Source organism: Streptomyces sp. NPDC029296, from assembly GCF_055569255.1.
Map to the genome: position 1 here is coordinate 104,225 of NZ_JBVHXT010000029.1, position 15,250 is coordinate 119,474.

Here is a 15,250-nt window from a genome sequence, read left to right on the forward strand (position 1 = left end):
AGGAGTGCCGCCGTGCGTTTCGCGAACCGTCTGCAGGCCGGACGGCGGCTGGGTGAGCGCCTGGAGTACCTCAGGGGCCAGGACGTGGTGGTGCTCGGACTGCCCCGCGGCGGGGTGCCGGTCGCCGCGGCGGTCGCCGAGGCGCTCGACGCGCCGCTGGACGTCCTCCTGGTGCGCAAACTCGGCGTCCCCTACCAGCCCGAGCTGGGCATGGGCGCGATCGGCGAGGACGGCGTCCGCGTGATCAACCAGGAGGTGCTGCGCGGCACCGGCGTGGGACCGGACGATCTCGCGGCGGTCGAGGAACGCGAGCGCCGGGTCCTCGCCGAGCGCAGCGCGCGCTACCGGGGCGCGGCACCCCCGGCCCCCGTCGCCGGCCGGACCGCCGTGGTGGTGGACGACGGCGTCGCCACCGGCTCCACCGCCCGGGCCGCCTGCCGCATCGCCCGCGCCCGGGGCGCGGCCCGCATCGTGCTCGCCGTCCCGGTCGCCCCCCGCGACTTCGCCCGCCGCCTGGGCGAGGACGCCGACGAGCTGGTGTCCCTGGACACCCCCTGGGACTTCGCCGCCGTCGGCCAGTTCTACGCCGACTTCACCCAGGTGCGGGACGAGGAGGTCACCGCCTGTCTGCGGCGGGCCGCCGAACGCCACCGGCACGCCGCGGGCGCCGCGTCCGGCACCCGGGAGGTCACGGTGGCCGCCGGTGCCGTCCGGCTCGGCGGCCGGCTCACCGTGCCCGACGGCGCCACCGGCGTCGTGCTCTTCGCCCACGGCAGCGGCAGCGGCCGGCACAGCCCGCGCAACCGCTTCGTCGCCCAGGGACTGCACCGCGCCGGGCTCGGCACCCTGCTGTTCGACCTGCTCACCGACGCGGAGGAGGGCGACCGCGGCAACGTCTTCGACATCGGACTGCTGGCCGCCAGGCTGCTGGCCGCCACCGTCTGGCTGCGCGAGGAACCCGACGTCGAGGGGCTCGCCCTCGGCTACTTCGGCGCCAGCACCGGCGCCGCGGCCGCCCTGTGGGCCGCCGCCGACCCCGTCGCGCGGCCCGCCGCCGTCGTCTCCCGCGGCGGCCGGCCCGACCTCGCCGGGGCCCGGCTGCCCGAGGTGACGGCCCCCACCCTGCTCGTCGTCGGCGGCGCCGACCCGATGGTCCTCGACCTCAACCGGGACGCGCAGGCCCGGCTGCGCTGCGAGAACCGGCTGGCGGTCGTCCCGCGCGCCACCCACCTCTTCGAGGAGCCCGGCACCCTGGAGCGGGTCACCGAGCTGGCGTGCGCGTGGTTCACCGACCACATGGCACCCGCGCACGTGTAGGCCGCCGCCGTGCCGTCCCTCGCCCGGAGGCACGCGAAAGGCCCCTGCAGAGCAGGGGCCTTGCTGGTGTCCGAGGGGGGACTTGAACCCCCACGCCCGATAAAGGGCACTAGCACCTCAAGCTAGCGCGTCTGCCATTCCGCCACCCGGACAAGGTGTCTGTCGTGCGAGATCTTCCCTTTGGGCGGGGTTTCCCTCGCGGCGACGAAGGAAACATTACCAGGCTTTCGGGGGTGTCCGATCACCCCCCGTCCCGGCGGCGGCCGCACGTGAACGGCGTGTCACAGGCCGGGTCCGGTCTTGGGCCCGGGGCCGGGCGGAGAGAGGATGAGGAGGACCACCAGCAGTGACAGCGGGAGGAAGCATCGTGAGCGAGACGGGCACGGCCAGGACCGTCACCGGCGAGGACGAGGTCGTGGACCTCTGCCGCGAGCTGATCCGGTTCGACACCAGCAACTACGGCGACCACTCCGGCCCCGGCGAGCGCAAGGCCGCCGAGTGGGTCGCCGAGAAGCTCGCCGAGGTCGGACTGGAACCGAAGATCTACGAGTCGCACCCCGGCCGCGCCTCCACGGTGGCCCGGATCGAGGGCGAGGACCCGTCCCGGCCCGCGCTGCTCATCCACGGCCACCTGGACGTCGTTCCGGCCAACGCGGTCGACTGGACCCACGACCCGTTCGCCGGGGAGGTCGCGGACGGATGCGTGTGGGGCCGCGGCGCCGTCGACATGAAGGACATGGACGCCATGACCCTCGCGGTCGTCCGCGACCGGCTGCGCGGCGGACGCCGGCCCCCGCGGGACATCGTGGTCGCCTTCCTCGCCGACGAGGAGGCCGGCGGCACGTACGGCGCCCGCTACCTGGTCGACCACCACCCCGAGCTGTTCGAGGGCGTCACCGAGGCCATCAGCGAGGTCGGCGGCTTCTCCTTCACCATCGACGACCAGCGGCGGCTGTATCTGATCCAGACGGCCGAGAAGGGCATGCACTGGATGAAGCTGACCGTGGCCGGCACCGCCGGGCACGGGTCGATGATCCACCGTGACAACGCCATCACCGAGCTGTCCGAGGCGGTCGCCCGGGTCGGCCGGCACACGTTCCCGGTGCGGGTGACCAAGACCACCCGGGCCTTCCTCGACGAACTGGGCGACGCGCTCGGCACCGAGCTGGACCCGGAGGACATGCAGGCCACCATCGCCAAGCTCGGCGGCATCGCCAAGCTGATCGGCGCGACCCTGAGCAACACCGCCAACCCCACCCAGCTGAACGCCGGCTACAAGGTCAACGTCATCCCGGGCGAGGCCACCGCGCACATCGACGGACGGTTCCTGCCCGGTCACGAGGAGGAGTTCCTCGCCGACCTGGACCGGCTGCTCGGCCCGCACGTCCGCCGCGAGGACGTGCACTCCGACAAGGCGCTGGAGACCGGCTTCGACGGCCCCCTGGTGGAGGCCATGCAGGCCGCGCTGCTCGCCGAGGACCCGACCGCCAAGGCGATCCCGTACATGCTCTCCGGCGGCACCGACGCCAAGTCCTTCGACGACCTCGGCATCCGGGGCTTCGGCTTCGCCCCGCTGAAGCTGCCGCCGGAGCTGGACTTCGCCGGCATGTTCCACGGCGTGGACGAGCGGGTGCCGGTCGACGGGCTCCGGTTCGGGGTGCGGGTGCTCGACCGGTTCATCGACGCGTCCTGAGGACCGGGGCGCGCGGTCCGACATTCGGGCAGTCGTACGAGACGCGCTGAGACGGGTGAATGCGACGATCAGTTCGTAGCTTCATTGGTTCCTCCTCGTTGCATCTGATGTGATCCCGCGCCTTGGGGTCGCATTGTCAACTAGGAGGAACAATGTTGAAGAAGGTCGTCGCCGCTGCGGCTGCCACGGGTGGTCTGGTCCTCGCGGGTGCGGGCCTCGCCGCCGCCGACTCCGGCGCCCAGGGTGCCGCCGTGGGCTCCCCGGGTGTCGTGTCCGGCAACGTCATCCAGGCGCCCATCCACGTCCCGGTGAACGTGTGCGGCAACACGATCGACGTGATCGGCGTGCTGAACCCCGCCTTCGGCAACGCCTGCGTCAACAAGTGACGTCGGCTCCCTGAGGGCGCCCTTCACGAGCCGTCGGCCCCGGAGCGCACGTCACGCGCTCCGGGGCCGACCGGCTTCCAAGAATGAAAGCACGGAAGGCAGGGGGAATCCAGCATGCGACAGGGCACGCGCAAGGGCCTGATGACCATGGCCGCCGCGACCGGCGTGATCGCCGCCGCGAGCGGCTACGCACACGCCGACTCGGGCGCGACGGGCACCGCCGGGGGCTCACCGGGCGTACTGTCCGGCAACACGGTGCAGGCGCCGGTGCACGCTCCGGTGAACATCTGTGGCAACACCGTGAACGTCGTCGGACTGCTCAACCCGTCGGTGGGCAACACTTGCGGCCACCACGCCGGCACCCCGGCGGGCCGGCCCGGCGGCTCGCACGCGCACGGCCGTACCGGCGGCTCGCCGGGCGTCGGCTCCGGCAACACCGTCCAGGTGCCGGTCGACGCCCCGGTGAACGTGTGCGGCAACAGCGTCGACGTCATCGGGGTGGGCAACGCCGCGGTGGGCAACGACTGCGCCGACGACGGGGGGTACGGCACCCCGCCCGGCAGGCCGGGAGGACCGGGAGAGCCGGGCCGCCCCGGACAGCCGGGAAAGCCGGGCCAGCCCGGGAAGCCGGGAGAGCCGGGCCGTCCCGCCCTCCCGGGGAAGCCGGGCACCCCCGGCGAGCCGGGCCGCCCGGCCGAGCCCGGAAAGCCCGGACACCCCGGCACGGGCACCCCGCCCCGCGAGCACACCCCGGCCCCCCACGGCGGGTCCCGGGTCACGGCCCACGCGAGCCGCTCCGCACAGCCGGTGGCCGAGGGCCAACTCGCGCACACGGGCGGTGACGTGCCGCTCGGCATCGCGATCCCGGTCGGCGCGGGCGCGCTGCTGGCGGGCACGGTCCTGTACCGCAGGGCCCGCACCGCACGGTGACGGCACGGCGCTGAGCGCACGGCCGTGAGCGGAAAACGGAGCGGGCCCTGCCATGCCGGCGGGGCCCGCTCCGTTCGTGCTCGATCACATCCCCGGGCTCACCATGTGGCTCGCACCTGGCGGATGATCCGCCGGCGCAGCCGCACCCTGCGACTGCCGTCGCGCAACAGACTCAGTCGGTCCAACTCCCAGTGTCCGTACTCGGCATGATCCGTCAGCAGACGTGTCGCCTCCTTGCGGGAGACCCCGCGCGGCACGTACACGTCGACAAATTCGTATTCCGGCATCGCATCTATTGTGCGGGCTGGTGCCTGGTACGGATAGCGTCTGCACTATGTCTGATGCTGCGCAGCCCACCGCTGCCGAGGTACGCGCCGCCGCCGAGGCGGTCAAGACCGCGCTCGACCGTCATCTCGCTGCGATCGAACGCAGGTCGGGGGAGGACGACCCGGCCGTCTCCGAGGCGTTCAACCAGCTGGCCGCAGCCGCCGAGGCGTACGACGAGCTGCTCTACGACCGATTCGACGAGGTCACACCCTTCGAGATCCCCGGCGCGGAGGACGCACTGCCGCCGTACGCCGGGCCCGAGGAGCCCCATGCGATCAGTGTGCTGATCCGCCGCGACTACACCGTCGCGGAACCCCAGCGGCTGCTGGCGCAGGCCCAGCGGGTCGAGGCGGCGGAGTACGACGAAGGCGGGGACGACGAGGCCGCCGGGTCCGTTCCCGGCGCGCTGGGGATCCTGTTCGGCGAGTTCGAGCCGGACGAGATCGCCTCCCGGCACAAGGAATTCGGCCTGGAGGAGGGTGACTCCACGCTCTGGGTCACGGCGGCGGAGGAACCGCCCGAGGCAGGGGAGTGGCTCGCGGCGCCCTTCGAGCACATCGATCCGCAGGCGGTGGTGTGCCGCTTCGACGTGAGCGCGGTCTTCGACGACGACGCGGCCGCCGACGACGAGGACGAGGACGAGCTGGACTTCGTCGAGGACGACGAAGAGGAGCTGGAGCCGCTCGACGCCGACAAGTGAAACAGGCCCGGCGGTGCCGTGCGGGCCGGGCCCGTCACGGCACCACCGTCCGCACCCCGCGGCGGCGGGGGTGGACGGCCAGGTCAGCTCGCCGGGACCTGTGGGCGCAGCAGGGTCGCCAGACGCGTGGTGCGGGGCTTGGCCGGGACCTCCGCGACCGCCCTCGGCAGGGCCTGCTCCACGCCGTGGACCACGGACAGGTGCCGGTCCGCCCGGCCGAAGGCCGTGTACACCCACGGGCGGCTGAGCGCCTGGGCGGCGTCGCCGGGCAGCACCACGACCGCCGCGGGCCAGCGGGCGCCCACCGCCTGGTGCGCGGTCAGCGCCCAGCCGTGCCGCACGACGCCCTCCACCCGCTCACGCGGTACGACGACGGGGGCGCCGGCGCACGACAGGTGCAGCCCCTCCGCGTCGGCCTTCACCACCACGCCCGGCACGGTGCGCCCCGGCGCGGGGGAGTAGACGATCCGGTCGCCGGGGTCGAAGCCGCCGAACCGGCCGGGGCCGGGGTTCAGGCGCTCCTTCAGGGCGGAGTTCAGCGCGCGGGTGCCCGCGGCCCCGCCGTGGCCCGGGGTGATCACCACGGTCTGGTCGGCCGGGACGCCGAGCGCCCGCGGCACCGAGTCCGCCACCAGCTGCACCGTCCGGTGCACGGCCTCGCCCGCGTCCCGCACCGGCACGATGACGATCTCCTTGCCGGGGGCCGCGACCTGGTTCAGCTCGCCGGCGCCGATGCCGGAGACCAGCTCGCCGAGGGGGCCGGGGTCCGGGACGCGGGAGACGGCCTGCGGGCAGACGCGGGCCGCGAGCAGGTCGGCGAAGACCCGGCCCGGCCCGGCGGACCACAGCACCCCCGGGTCACCGCTGAGCACCAGCCGGGCCCCGTCGGGCAGCGACTCCACCAGCATCGCGGCACTCTCCACGTCGAGCTGCGGCGCGTCCAGCACGATCAGCAGATCCAGCTCCAAGGCCCCGTCGGCATCCCGCCCGGGCCCCTCGGCACCGCCCAGCAGACCGGCCACGGTGACCACACCTCGTACGCCGGGGCCGGCGGCCGGCCGCCCGGGGTCCGCACCGGGTCGCGCACGCTCCGTGCCCGGTCGCCCGGGGTGCTCGCCCGACCACCCGGGGGCCTCGCCCGGCCGCCCGTCGGCTTCGCCCCGCCGCGCCGGGTCCGCCGCGTGGCGTGCCGATTCCGCCGCGTGGCCTGCCGGGTCCGCCGCGTGCCGCGCCGGGTGGGCGCCCGTGTCCGTGGGGTGGCCGCCGTGCCGCGCCGGCTCCGTGCCCTGCTCCGTGGCGGCTTCGCCAGGCCGTCCGGCGTCCATGCCCTGCCGTGCGGGATCTTCCCCCGGCCACCCGCCGTCTCCGCCCGGCCGGCCCGTGCCCGCCCCCTGCCGCCCGGGGGCCTCGCCCAGGTGCGCGGTCAGGCGGTGGCGGCCGTCAGGGGTGTGGCAGGCGGCGTAGGCCCGAAGTCCCGCCGCGCGGGCGGCGGCGAGCAGCGCGGCCGGTTCGGCGCGGGCCGCCTCGCCGCCGGTGTGCAGCACCAGGCCGTGTCCGGCGACCGCGCGGGCCAGCTCGGCGGCGCCGCCGGACAGCCCGGCCGTGACCGCCTCCCACGCCTGCCCGGCCTCCTCGGGCACGGAGTTCGCCAGCCGGGCCAGGCCGTCGGCGAGGCTCTCCTCGGCCAGGGCGTACCGCTCCAGACCGACCAGGACCCGGACCGGCGGCTCCTGCTCCTCGTCGGTCTCCCGGGGCGTGGGCGCGCCGGGCTCCTCCAGGGTGTCCTGGAACGCCAGCGCCTCACCCTCGGCGAGCGCGCCCTGCACCGCCGCGTCCGGGTCCGGCACCCCCTGCCGGCCGAGCGCCGCGGTGAGCGTGGGCAGCTCCAGGGCGGTGTGTCCGGCCACGGCCGCCTGCTCCAGCAGCCAGACCGTCAGCGCCCGGCCCCGCCGCTCGTCGTCCGGGCGGCAGTCCGGACCCAGCAGCGCCCGCGCGAAGCCGTCGGCCTGCTCCGGCCGGACCCCGCCGACGCGGAGCAGCTGCCAGGGGTCCTCCCGGAGCGCGGTGCCGGCGCCCTCGCCGAGCACCGCAGCCACCTGCGGGGCCAGGGTGTCCGGCGCGCCGCCCTCGGTCAGCACCCGGCGCACGGCGTCGACGGTCTCCGGCGCGGGGACGCCGGGTGCGGCCGGGGCGGGGGCGGGCTGGGGGCGGCGTCCCGGCTCCGGGGCGGGGCGGCGCGGGGCCGGTGCCGGTTCGGCGAACACCGCGGTCACCGGCTTCTCGCCGGTCTCCACCGCCCGGACCGCCGCGAGCAGGTCGGCCGCCTTGCCGCTGAGCTTGGCGCCGCTGTCGATGGGGGCCTTCTTCCCGGCCTTGCGCCGCTCGATCCGCTCCCGCTCGATCCGCTGCGCGGCCAGCTCGGCCTCCCCCTCGGACAGCCCGGCCGCACCGCCCTCGGCGCCGGCGCCCTCGGCTCCCTCGGAAGCACCGGCCTCCTCGGAAGCACCGGCCCCGGCCGAGGCGCCGGCCCCCTCCGGGGCACCTGCCCCGTCGGCGGAATCCGCCTCCTCGGCAGTGACGCCCCCCTCGGCACGTCCTTCGGCACGGGCGTCGGCGCCTCCTTCGGCACCCTCGGCCCCCTCCGGGCCCTCCTCCGCGGCCGTACCGCCCTCCATGTCCGTGCCCCCGGCCGGCGTGCCCTCGGTGCCCGCGCCGGTGTCCCCCTCCCGTGTCTCACGGGTGTCCGGCGTCCCCGGCCCGGCTTCCTCCGTGGTCTCCGGCTCCGTGCTCACAGCGTGCTCCAGTCGTGATCGGGATAGCGGTGTACGGGCGCCGACACATCGTCCAGCGCCCGGCAGATCTCGTCAGGAAGACTAAGGGTCTCCACTGACAGCGCCGCCGTGAGCTGCTGCGCCGTGCGCGCGCCGACGATCGGCGCGGCCACCCCGGGCCGGTCCCGCACCCACGCCAGGGCCACCTGGAGCGGGGTCACCGCCAGCCCGTCGGCCGCCGTCGTCACCGCGTCCACGATGCGCGTCGCGGTGTCGTCCAGATACGGCTCGACGAACAGCGCGAGGTGCTCGGAGGCGCCGCGCGAGTCCGGGGGAGTGGTGTGCCGGTATTTGCCGGTCAGCACGCCCCGCCCCAGCGGGGAGGACGGCAGCAGGCCCACGCCGAGGTCGAGCGCGGCCGGCAGCACCTCGCGCTCCACACCGCGCTGGAGCAGCGAGTACTCCATCTGGGTGCTGGCCAGCCGGGTGCGGGCGCCGGGTGCCGCGAGCTGCCAGGTGGCCGCCTTGGCCAGCTGCCAGCCGCAGAAGTTCGAGACGCCCGCGTACCGGGCCCGGCCGCTGCTCACCGCGAGGTCGAGGGCCTGGAGGGTCTCCTCCAGCGGGGTCTTCGGGTCGTAGGCGTGCACGTGCCACAGGTCGACGTACTCCGTGCCCAGGCGGGTCAGGGAGGCGTCGAGCGCGGCGAGCAGATGGCCGCGGGAGCCGTCGAAGCGGCGGTCCGGGTCGGGCACGCTGCCGGCCTTCGTGGAGACGACCAGATCCCGCCGGGGCACCAGCCCGTCCATGAGCCGTCCGAGCAGATACTCCGCCTCCCCGTCGCCGTACACGTCGGCGGTGTCGACGAGGGTGCCGCCGGCTTCCCAGAACGTCTTCAGCATGTCGGCGGCGTCGTGCTCGTCGGTGTCCCGCCCCCAGGTGAGGGTGCCGAGTCCGATCCTGGACACGCGCAGGCCGGTACGGCCGAGATGCCTCTGCTCCATGCGGGCGAGATTACTGGCCGGAACCGGTGTGGCGGGTGGCCTGTGGACAACCACGACCGGAGAGGTCCGGGCCGCGTGCCGCAGGGAGCCGGGGCGGGCGCGGGACCCGCCGCCGCTCTGCCGCCCCTCGCCGTCCCCGCGCTATGGTCTGCCCCACAGGCACGTTACTCACGGGTAAGGGGAATCGCGCATGCAGCTCGGGATCAACCTCGGTTACTGGGGTGCCGGAATGGACGGCGACAACCTGGCCGTGGCGCAGGAGGCCGACCGGCTGGGCTACGCGGTGTGCTGGGCCGCCGAGGCCTACGGCTCCGACGCGGCCACCGTGCTCAGCTGGGTCGCCGCGCAGACCGAGCGCATCGACGTCGGGTCCGCCATCTTCCAGATCCCCGCCCGCCAGCCCGCGATGACGGCGATGACCGCGGCCACGCTCGACTCGCTCTCCGGCGGCCGGTTCCGGCTCGGCCTCGGCGTCTCCGGCCCGCAGGTGTCCGAGGGCTGGTACGGCGTCCCGTTCGACAAGCCGCTGGCCCGCACCCGCGAGTACGTGGAGATCGTCCGCAAGGCGATGACCCGGGAGCGGCTGACGTACGAGGGCGAGCACTGGACGCTGCCGCTGCCCGGCGGCCCCGGCAAGCCGATCAAGCTGACCGTGCACCCGCAGCGCGAGCACATCCCGCTCTACATCGCGGCCATCGGCCCGAAGAACCTGGAGCAGACCGGCGAGATCGCCGACGGCGCGCTGCTGATCTTCCCCTCCGCCGAGCACCTGGAGGAGACCACCGTCAAGCACCTGCGGGCCGGCCGGGAGAAGGCGGGCCTGACGCTGGACGGGTTCGACGTGTGCCCGACGCTGCCGATCGCCGTCGGCGACGACCGGGACGTGGCCCGGCTCGCCGACACCTTCCGCCCCTACACCGCCCTGTACGTGGGCGGCATGGGCAGCGCCAAGCAGAACTTCTACAACCGGCTCGCCCAGCGCATGGGCTATGAGAAGGAAGCCGCCGAGATCCAGCGGACGTACCTGTCCGGGGACAGGCAGGGCGCCGCCGCCGCGATCCCGCAGGACCTCATCGACCGGACCACCCTGCTGGGCTCCGTCGGCCGCATCGCCGACCGGATGCGGGCCTACGCCGACGCCGGGGTCACCACGCTCAGCCTGTCCCCGGCCGGCTTCACGCTGGAGGAGCGGCTCGCCTCCCTGCGGGCCGGCAGCGAGGCCCTGGAGCGTGCCGGACTGGCGTGAGGGGAATGTCACGGCCGTGGTGGGGGCTCGGGGGTCTTCCCCGCCACGGCCGTCACCGGGAACAACGCGCCCGGTGCCGCGCGGTTACGACCTCCGGAGCCCTTCTTCGGTCCGCTCGGCCGCGCGCACGCCCCGCGGGCCCGTCCGGATGCGCCCGGACCGGCCCTCACAGCCAGCCGCGCCGCTTGAACAGCCCGTACAGCAGCACCTCCAGCACGGCCATCAGCACGATCACCGCCGGGTACGACCACACCCAGTGCAGCTCGGGCATGTGGTCGAAGTTCATGCCGTAGATCCCCGCGATCATCGTGGGCACCGCGGCCATCGCCGCCCACGCGGAGATCTTCCGCATGTCGTCGTTCTGCCGGACGCTCATCTGCGCCAGATGGGCCGACAGGATGTCCGACACCAGCCGGTCCAGGGCCTCCACGGACTCGTTCACGCGCGTGAGGTGGTCGCCCACGTCCCGGAAGAAGGGCCGGGACTTGTCGTGCACGAACGGCACCGACGTGCCCAGCGGACCGTTGCCGGCGAGCCGGGTCAGCGGCAGCGTCAGCGGTCCCGTCGCCCGGCGGAACTCCAGGATCTGCCGCTTGAACGTGTAGATGCGGGACGCGGTGTTGCGGGAACCGCCGGTGTCCGGCCGGAACACCTCCGCCTCCAGCTCGTCCAGGTCGTTCTGCAGCTCCGTCGCCACCTCCAGATAGTGGTCGACGGTGGCGTCGGCGATCGCGTACAGCACGGAGGTGGGGCCCTTGCCGAGCATCTCCGGCTCCTCCTCCAGCCGCCGCCGCACGGCCTTCAGCGGCGCGCCCTCGCCGTGCCGGACCGTCACCACGAAGCTCTCGCCGACGAAGACCATCACCTCGCCGGCCGAGACCGTGTCGCTCTCGGGCTCGTACACCACCGGTTTCAGCACCATGAACAGCGAGTCGTCGTACACCTCCAGTTTGGGCCGCTGATGTGCCTTCAGGGCGTCCTCCACCGCCAGCGGGTGCAGCCCGAACTCCTGGGTGACCAGGTCGAACTCCCGCTCTGAGGGCTCGTGCAGGCCGATCCACACGAAGCCGCACGCGGCCCGCGCCCCCGCGAGCGCGTCGGACAGGTCCGACGGCCCCTCGGTGCGGTGCCCGTGCCGGTAGACGGCGCAGTCGACGATCACGGAGCGCATTCTCCCTTCGCCCGGTCATCGGCGCACCTCCCGATGCGCCTACCCTTGCCGCATGCCCACGCTGATCCTCGTAAGGCACGGACGTTCCACCGCCAACACCTCGGGACTGCTCGCCGGCTGGACGCCCGGCGTCGCCCTGGACGAGCGCGGCGCCGCGCAGGCCGCCGCGCTGCCCCGGCGGCTCGCCGGACTGCCGATCTCCGAGGTCGTCACCAGCCCCCTCCAGCGCTGCCAGGAGACCGTGGCCCCGCTGCTCCGGGACCGCCCCGGCCTGCGCTCCCACACCGACGAGCGGATCGGCGAGTGCCACTACGGCGACTGGTCCGGCCGCAAGCTCGCCGAGCTGAACGACGAGCCGCTGATGGAGGTCGTCCAGGCCCACCCGTCCGCCGCCGCCTTCCCCGGCGGCGAGTCCATGCGGGCCATGCAGACCCGCGCCGCCGAGGCCGTACGCGAGTGGAACGCGCGCGTGGAGCGCGACCACGGGGCCGACGCCGTCTACCTGATGTGCTCCCACGGCGACATCATCAAGTCCCTCGTCGCCGACGCCCTCGGCCTGCACCTCGACCTCTTCCAGCGGATCTCCGTCGAGCCGTGCTCCGTCACCGCCATCCGCTACACCCGGCTCAGGCCGTACCTCGTCCGGCTCGGCGACACCGGCGACTTCGCTTCGCTCGTCCCGCGCGAGGAACCCGGCGAGGGCGACGCACCGGTCGGGGGCGGTGCGGGCGCACCGTGATCGTCGGCCGCAGTAGGGTGAAGCGACCCATCCCGTTCGCTTTCCCGTACGGCCAACCGCCGAACCTCTGGAAACCACGACCCAATGGAGACAGGACGTGTCCCGTCAGGTGTTCCTCTACGACCAGCCGGACCGCTTCGTGGCCGGCACGGTCGGACTGCCCGGGCGCCGTACGTTCTTCCTCCAGGCCATCGCGGGCCCCCGGGTGACCAGCGTGGCCCTGGAGAAGACCCAGGTGGCCGCGCTCGCCGAGCGCATGGACGAACTGCTGGACGAGGTCGTACGGCGTAGTGGCGGCAGCGCCGCCGTCCCCGCCGTCGCGCCCGCCGAGATCACCGACACCGCACCGCTCGACACTCCCATCGAGGAGGAGTTCCGCGTCGGCACCATGGCCCTGGCCTGGGACGGCGAGGACCAGCGCATGATCGTCGAGGCGCAGGCGCTGGTCGAGCTGGACGCGGACACCGAGGAAGACCTCGCCGAGGCCGAGGAGCGCCTGCTCCAGGACGAGGAGAACGGACCCCCGATGCTGCGGGTCCGGCTGACCGGCGCGCAGGCCCGGGCCTTCGCCAAGCGCGCCCTCGACGTCGTCAACGCCGGGCGGCCGCCGTGCCCGCTGTGCAGCCTCCCGCTCGATCCGGAAGGACACGTATGTCCGCGCCAGAACGGATACCGCCGCGGAGCGTGACGGCCGATCCGAACCCGGCCGAGCTGCTCGCACGGGGTGAGCTGACCGTACGCGGGCGGATCCGCGAGGCGTCCAACGCGGCCCTGTTCTGCACGGTCGCCCTCGACGGCCGCCAGGCCTCCTGCGTGTACAAGCCGGTCGCCGGGGAGCGCCCCTTGTGGGACTTCCCCGACGGCACCCTGGCCGGCCGCGAGGTGGCCGCCTACGAGGTCTCCGAGGCCACCGGCTGGGGGCTGGTGCCGCCCACCGTGCTGCGCGAGGGGCCCTACGGCGAGGGCATGTGCCAGCTGTGGATCGACGTCCACGCGGAGGCCGAGCTGCTCGCCCTGGTCGACGGCGAGGAGCCGGAGCCGGGCTGGAAGGCGGTCGGTCTCGCCGACGTAGGCGAGGGCCGCACCGCGCTGCTGGTGCACGCCGACGACGAGCGGCTGCGCCGGCTCGCCGTCCTGGACGCGGTCATCAACAACGCCGACCGCAAGGGCGGCCACCTGCTGCCCACCGCCGACGGCCGGCTCTACGGCATCGACCACGGCGTCACCTTCAACGTCGAGGACAAACTGCGCACCCTGCTGTGGGGCTGGGCCGGCGAGCCGCTCCCGGCCCAGGCCGTCGGCGTCCTCAAGGGGCTGCGGGACGCCCTGGACGGCCCGCTGGCCGCCCGGCTGGCCGCGTTGATCACCGTGGCCGAAATCGACGCCACGCGTGCGCGGGTCGACGCGCTGCTCGCCTCCGGCCGGCACCCGGAGCCCGGCGGCGACTGGCCCGCCATCCCCTGGCCACCCGTGTAGACCCGTCCGGCGCCCGGGCGCATGCCGCCTCCCAGCACATCCGGCGCCGATGTTCAAGAACGCCGAACCGGTCATCCGGCCCGATCCCGTTCGTATACGCGGCCGGGTGCCGGTTAGGCTCATGTACATGCATGCCTGGCCCGCTTCCGAGGTCCCCGCCCTGCCTGGTCAGGGCCGCGACCTGAGGATCCACGACACCGCGACCGGCGGTCTGGTCACCCTCGACCCCGGTCCCGTCGCCCGTCTGTACGTCTGCGGCATCACGCCGTACGACGCGACCCACATGGGTCACGCGGCGACCTACAACGCGTTCGACCTCGTCCAGCGCGTGTGGCTCGACACCAAGCGGCAGGTTCACTACGTCCAGAACGTCACCGACGTCGACGACCCGCTGCTGGAGCGGGCCGTGCGGGACAACCTCGACTGGACCGCCCTCGCCGAGCGCGAGACGGCCCTGTTCCGCGAGGACATGACCGCCCTGCGGATGCTCCCGCCCCGGCACTACATAGGCGCGGTCGAGGCCATACCCGGCATCGTCCCGCTCGTGGAGCGGCTGCGTGAGATCGGCGCGGCGTACGACCTGGACGGCGACATCTACTTCTCCGTCGAGTCCGACCCGAACTTCGGCAAGGTCTCGCACCTGGACGCCGCCGCCATGCGGCTGCTGTCCGCCGAACGGGGCGGCGACCCGGACCGCCCGGGCAAGAAGAACCCGCTGGACCCGATGCTGTGGATGGCGGCCCGCGAGGGCGAGCCCAGCTGGGACGGCGCCTCGCTCGGCCCCGGCCGGCCCGGCTGGCACATCGAGTGCGTGGCCATCGCCCTGGACCACCTCGGCATGGGCTTCGACGTGCAGGGCGGCGGCTCCGACCTCGCCTTCCCGCACCACGAGATGGGCGCCTCGCACGCCCAGGTGCTCACCGGCGAGTTCCCCATGGCCAAGGCGTACGTGCACGCCGGCATGGTCGCCCTGGACGGCGAGAAGATGTCCAAGTCCAAGGGCAACCTCGTGTTCGTCTCCGGGCTGCGCCGCGACGGCGTCGACCCCGCCGCGATCCGTCTCGCCCTGCTGGCCCACCACTACCGGGCCGACTGGGAGTGGACCGACCAGGTCCTCCAGGACGCCGTGGCCCGCCTCGGGCGCTGGCGCGCGGCGGTCTCCCGCCCCGACGGCCCCTCCGCCGCCGACGCCCTGGTGGAGGAGATCCGCGAGGCCCTCTCCCACGACCTGGACGCCCCCACCGCCCTCGCGGCCGTGGACCGCTGGGCGGCCCGGCAGGAAGAGCGGGGCGGCACGGACACCGGCGCCCCGGGCCTGGTGACCAGGGCGGTGGACGCCCTGCTGGGCGTGGCCCTGTAGGACACACTCCGAGGCGAAGCGCCCCGCAAGGGGCGCGGGGGAACGCCGCGACGGAACACGGAGGAGGGGGGGGGGGGGGGGGGGGGGGGGAGCAGCCCCCCGATCCCGGCCACCGGAGGAGGTAAGACGGTGA

General features: G+C 74.3%; 14 protein-coding genes and 1 tRNA gene. 10 read left to right on the top strand and 5 right to left on the bottom strand.

Features of this window, described 5'->3' with window-relative positions:
- Positions 1–12: 12 nt before the first annotated feature.
- Positions 13–1,317 (top strand): phosphoribosyltransferase family protein, encoded by a 1,305-nt coding sequence (locus tag ACZ4W9_RS24925; protein WP_467939410.1) that lies wholly within the window; start codon positions 13–15, stop codon positions 1,315–1,317.
- Between the two features lie 64 nt (positions 1,318–1,381).
- Here ACZ4W9_RS24925 and ACZ4W9_RS24930 read toward each other — a convergent pair.
- A tRNA-Leu gene (locus tag ACZ4W9_RS24930) sits at positions 1,382–1,469 on the bottom strand.
- Between the two features lie 215 nt (positions 1,470–1,684).
- Here ACZ4W9_RS24930 and ACZ4W9_RS24935 point away from each other — a divergent pair.
- The 3 genes from ACZ4W9_RS24935 (at position 1,685) to ACZ4W9_RS24945 (ending at position 4,326) form a co-directional block, all read left to right on the top strand.
- Entirely contained in the window at positions 1,685–3,010 is a 1,326-nt protein-coding gene (locus ACZ4W9_RS24935) for a M20/M25/M40 family metallo-hydrolase (RefSeq protein WP_467939412.1), read from the top strand.
- Between the two features lie 152 nt (positions 3,011–3,162).
- The gene (gene chpH, locus ACZ4W9_RS24940) at positions 3,163–3,396 is read left to right on the top strand and encodes a chaplin ChpH (protein ID WP_467939414.1); all 234 of its coding nucleotides are present in this window, start codon (positions 3,163–3,165) and stop codon (positions 3,394–3,396) included.
- A 114-nt stretch (positions 3,397–3,510) separates the two neighbouring features.
- Complete coding sequence (locus tag ACZ4W9_RS24945) at positions 3,511–4,326, top strand: chaplin (RefSeq protein ID WP_467939416.1); 816 nt, start codon at positions 3,511–3,513, stop codon at positions 4,324–4,326.
- 98 nt (positions 4,327–4,424) lie between these two features.
- Here ACZ4W9_RS24945 and ACZ4W9_RS24950 read toward each other — a convergent pair whose 3' ends face one another.
- The gene (locus tag ACZ4W9_RS24950) at positions 4,425–4,613 is read right to left on the bottom strand and encodes a DUF5703 family protein (RefSeq protein ID WP_014671721.1); all 189 of its coding nucleotides are present in this window, start codon (positions 4,611–4,613) and stop codon (positions 4,425–4,427) included.
- 47 nt (positions 4,614–4,660) lie between these two features.
- Here ACZ4W9_RS24950 and ACZ4W9_RS24955 point away from each other — a divergent pair, with 47 nt between their 5' ends.
- A complete protein-coding gene (locus ACZ4W9_RS24955) occupies positions 4,661–5,353 on the top strand; it encodes a hypothetical protein (protein WP_467939418.1) in 693 nt (230 codons plus the stop codon).
- An 83-nt stretch (positions 5,354–5,436) separates the two neighbouring features.
- Here the strand turns inward: ACZ4W9_RS24955 and ACZ4W9_RS24960 are convergent, their stop codons facing one another.
- A complete protein-coding gene (locus tag ACZ4W9_RS24960; protein WP_467939420.1) occupies positions 5,437–8,145 on the bottom strand; it encodes a helix-hairpin-helix domain-containing protein in 2,709 nt (902 codons plus the stop codon).
- The gene (locus ACZ4W9_RS24965; RefSeq protein WP_467939422.1) at positions 8,142–9,125 is read right to left on the bottom strand and encodes an aldo/keto reductase; all 984 of its coding nucleotides are present in this window, start codon (positions 9,123–9,125) and stop codon (positions 8,142–8,144) included. Before ACZ4W9_RS24965 ends, ACZ4W9_RS24960 begins: the two co-directional genes overlap by 4 nt.
- Positions 9,126–9,315: 190 nt before the next feature.
- On the opposite strand from ACZ4W9_RS24965, the gene ACZ4W9_RS24970 reads away from it, so the two are divergent.
- A complete protein-coding gene (locus tag ACZ4W9_RS24970; protein WP_467939425.1) occupies positions 9,316–10,371 on the top strand; it encodes an LLM class F420-dependent oxidoreductase in 1,056 nt (351 codons plus the stop codon).
- 166 nt (positions 10,372–10,537) lie between these two features.
- Here ACZ4W9_RS24970 and corA read toward each other — a convergent pair whose 3' ends face one another.
- Positions 10,538–11,533 carry a magnesium/cobalt transporter CorA gene (corA, locus tag ACZ4W9_RS24975; protein WP_467939427.1) on the bottom strand — a complete coding sequence of 332 codons (996 nt, stop codon included), beginning with the start codon at positions 11,531–11,533 and terminating at the stop codon, positions 10,538–10,540.
- A gap of 61 nt (positions 11,534–11,594) precedes the next feature.
- Between corA and ACZ4W9_RS24980 the strand changes: the two genes are divergently transcribed.
- The 4 genes from ACZ4W9_RS24980 to mshC all read left to right on the top strand — a co-directional run bounded on the left by ACZ4W9_RS24980 (position 11,595) and on the right by mshC (position 15,117).
- Complete coding sequence (locus tag ACZ4W9_RS24980; protein WP_467939429.1) at positions 11,595–12,281, top strand: histidine phosphatase family protein; 687 nt, start codon at positions 11,595–11,597, stop codon at positions 12,279–12,281.
- A gap of 97 nt (positions 12,282–12,378) precedes the next feature.
- On the top strand, positions 12,379–12,969 hold the full coding sequence (locus ACZ4W9_RS24985; protein ID WP_467939431.1) for a DUF3090 domain-containing protein: 591 nt from the start codon (positions 12,379–12,381) through the stop codon (positions 12,967–12,969).
- A complete protein-coding gene (locus ACZ4W9_RS24990; protein ID WP_467939433.1) occupies positions 12,933–13,757 on the top strand; it encodes an SCO1664 family protein in 825 nt (274 codons plus the stop codon). The genes ACZ4W9_RS24985 and ACZ4W9_RS24990 overlap by 37 nt, the downstream gene beginning before the upstream one ends.
- 127 nt (positions 13,758–13,884) lie before the next feature.
- Positions 13,885–15,117 (top strand): cysteine--1-D-myo-inosityl 2-amino-2-deoxy-alpha-D-glucopyranoside ligase, encoded by a 1,233-nt coding sequence (gene mshC, locus ACZ4W9_RS24995; protein ID WP_467939435.1) that lies wholly within the window; start codon positions 13,885–13,887, stop codon positions 15,115–15,117.
- Positions 15,118–15,250 lie beyond the last annotated feature (133 nt).

Bases quoted from the DNA above. Each gene is read 5' to 3' on its own strand.
- chpH (WP_467939414.1), top strand. From the start codon at position 3,163: ATGTTGAAGAAGGTCGTCGCCGCTGCGGCTGCCACGGGTGGTCTGGTC.
- ACZ4W9_RS24945 (WP_467939416.1), top strand. From the start codon at position 3,511: ATGCGACAGGGCACGCGCAAGGGCCTGATGACCATGGCCGCCGCGACC.
- ACZ4W9_RS24950 (WP_014671721.1), bottom strand. From the start codon at position 4,613: ATGCCGGAATACGAATTTGTCGACGTGTACGTGCCGCGCGGGGTCTCC.
- ACZ4W9_RS24955 (WP_467939418.1), top strand. From the start codon at position 4,661: ATGTCTGATGCTGCGCAGCCCACCGCTGCCGAGGTACGCGCCGCCGCC.
- ACZ4W9_RS24965 (WP_467939422.1), bottom strand. From the start codon at position 9,125: ATGGAGCAGAGGCATCTCGGCCGTACCGGCCTGCGCGTGTCCAGGATC.
- ACZ4W9_RS24970 (WP_467939425.1), top strand. From the start codon at position 9,316: ATGCAGCTCGGGATCAACCTCGGTTACTGGGGTGCCGGAATGGACGGC.
- ACZ4W9_RS24980 (WP_467939429.1), top strand. From the start codon at position 11,595: ATGCCCACGCTGATCCTCGTAAGGCACGGACGTTCCACCGCCAACACC.
- ACZ4W9_RS24990 (WP_467939433.1), top strand. From the start codon at position 12,933: ATGTCCGCGCCAGAACGGATACCGCCGCGGAGCGTGACGGCCGATCCG.
- mshC (WP_467939435.1), top strand. From the start codon at position 13,885: ATGCATGCCTGGCCCGCTTCCGAGGTCCCCGCCCTGCCTGGTCAGGGC.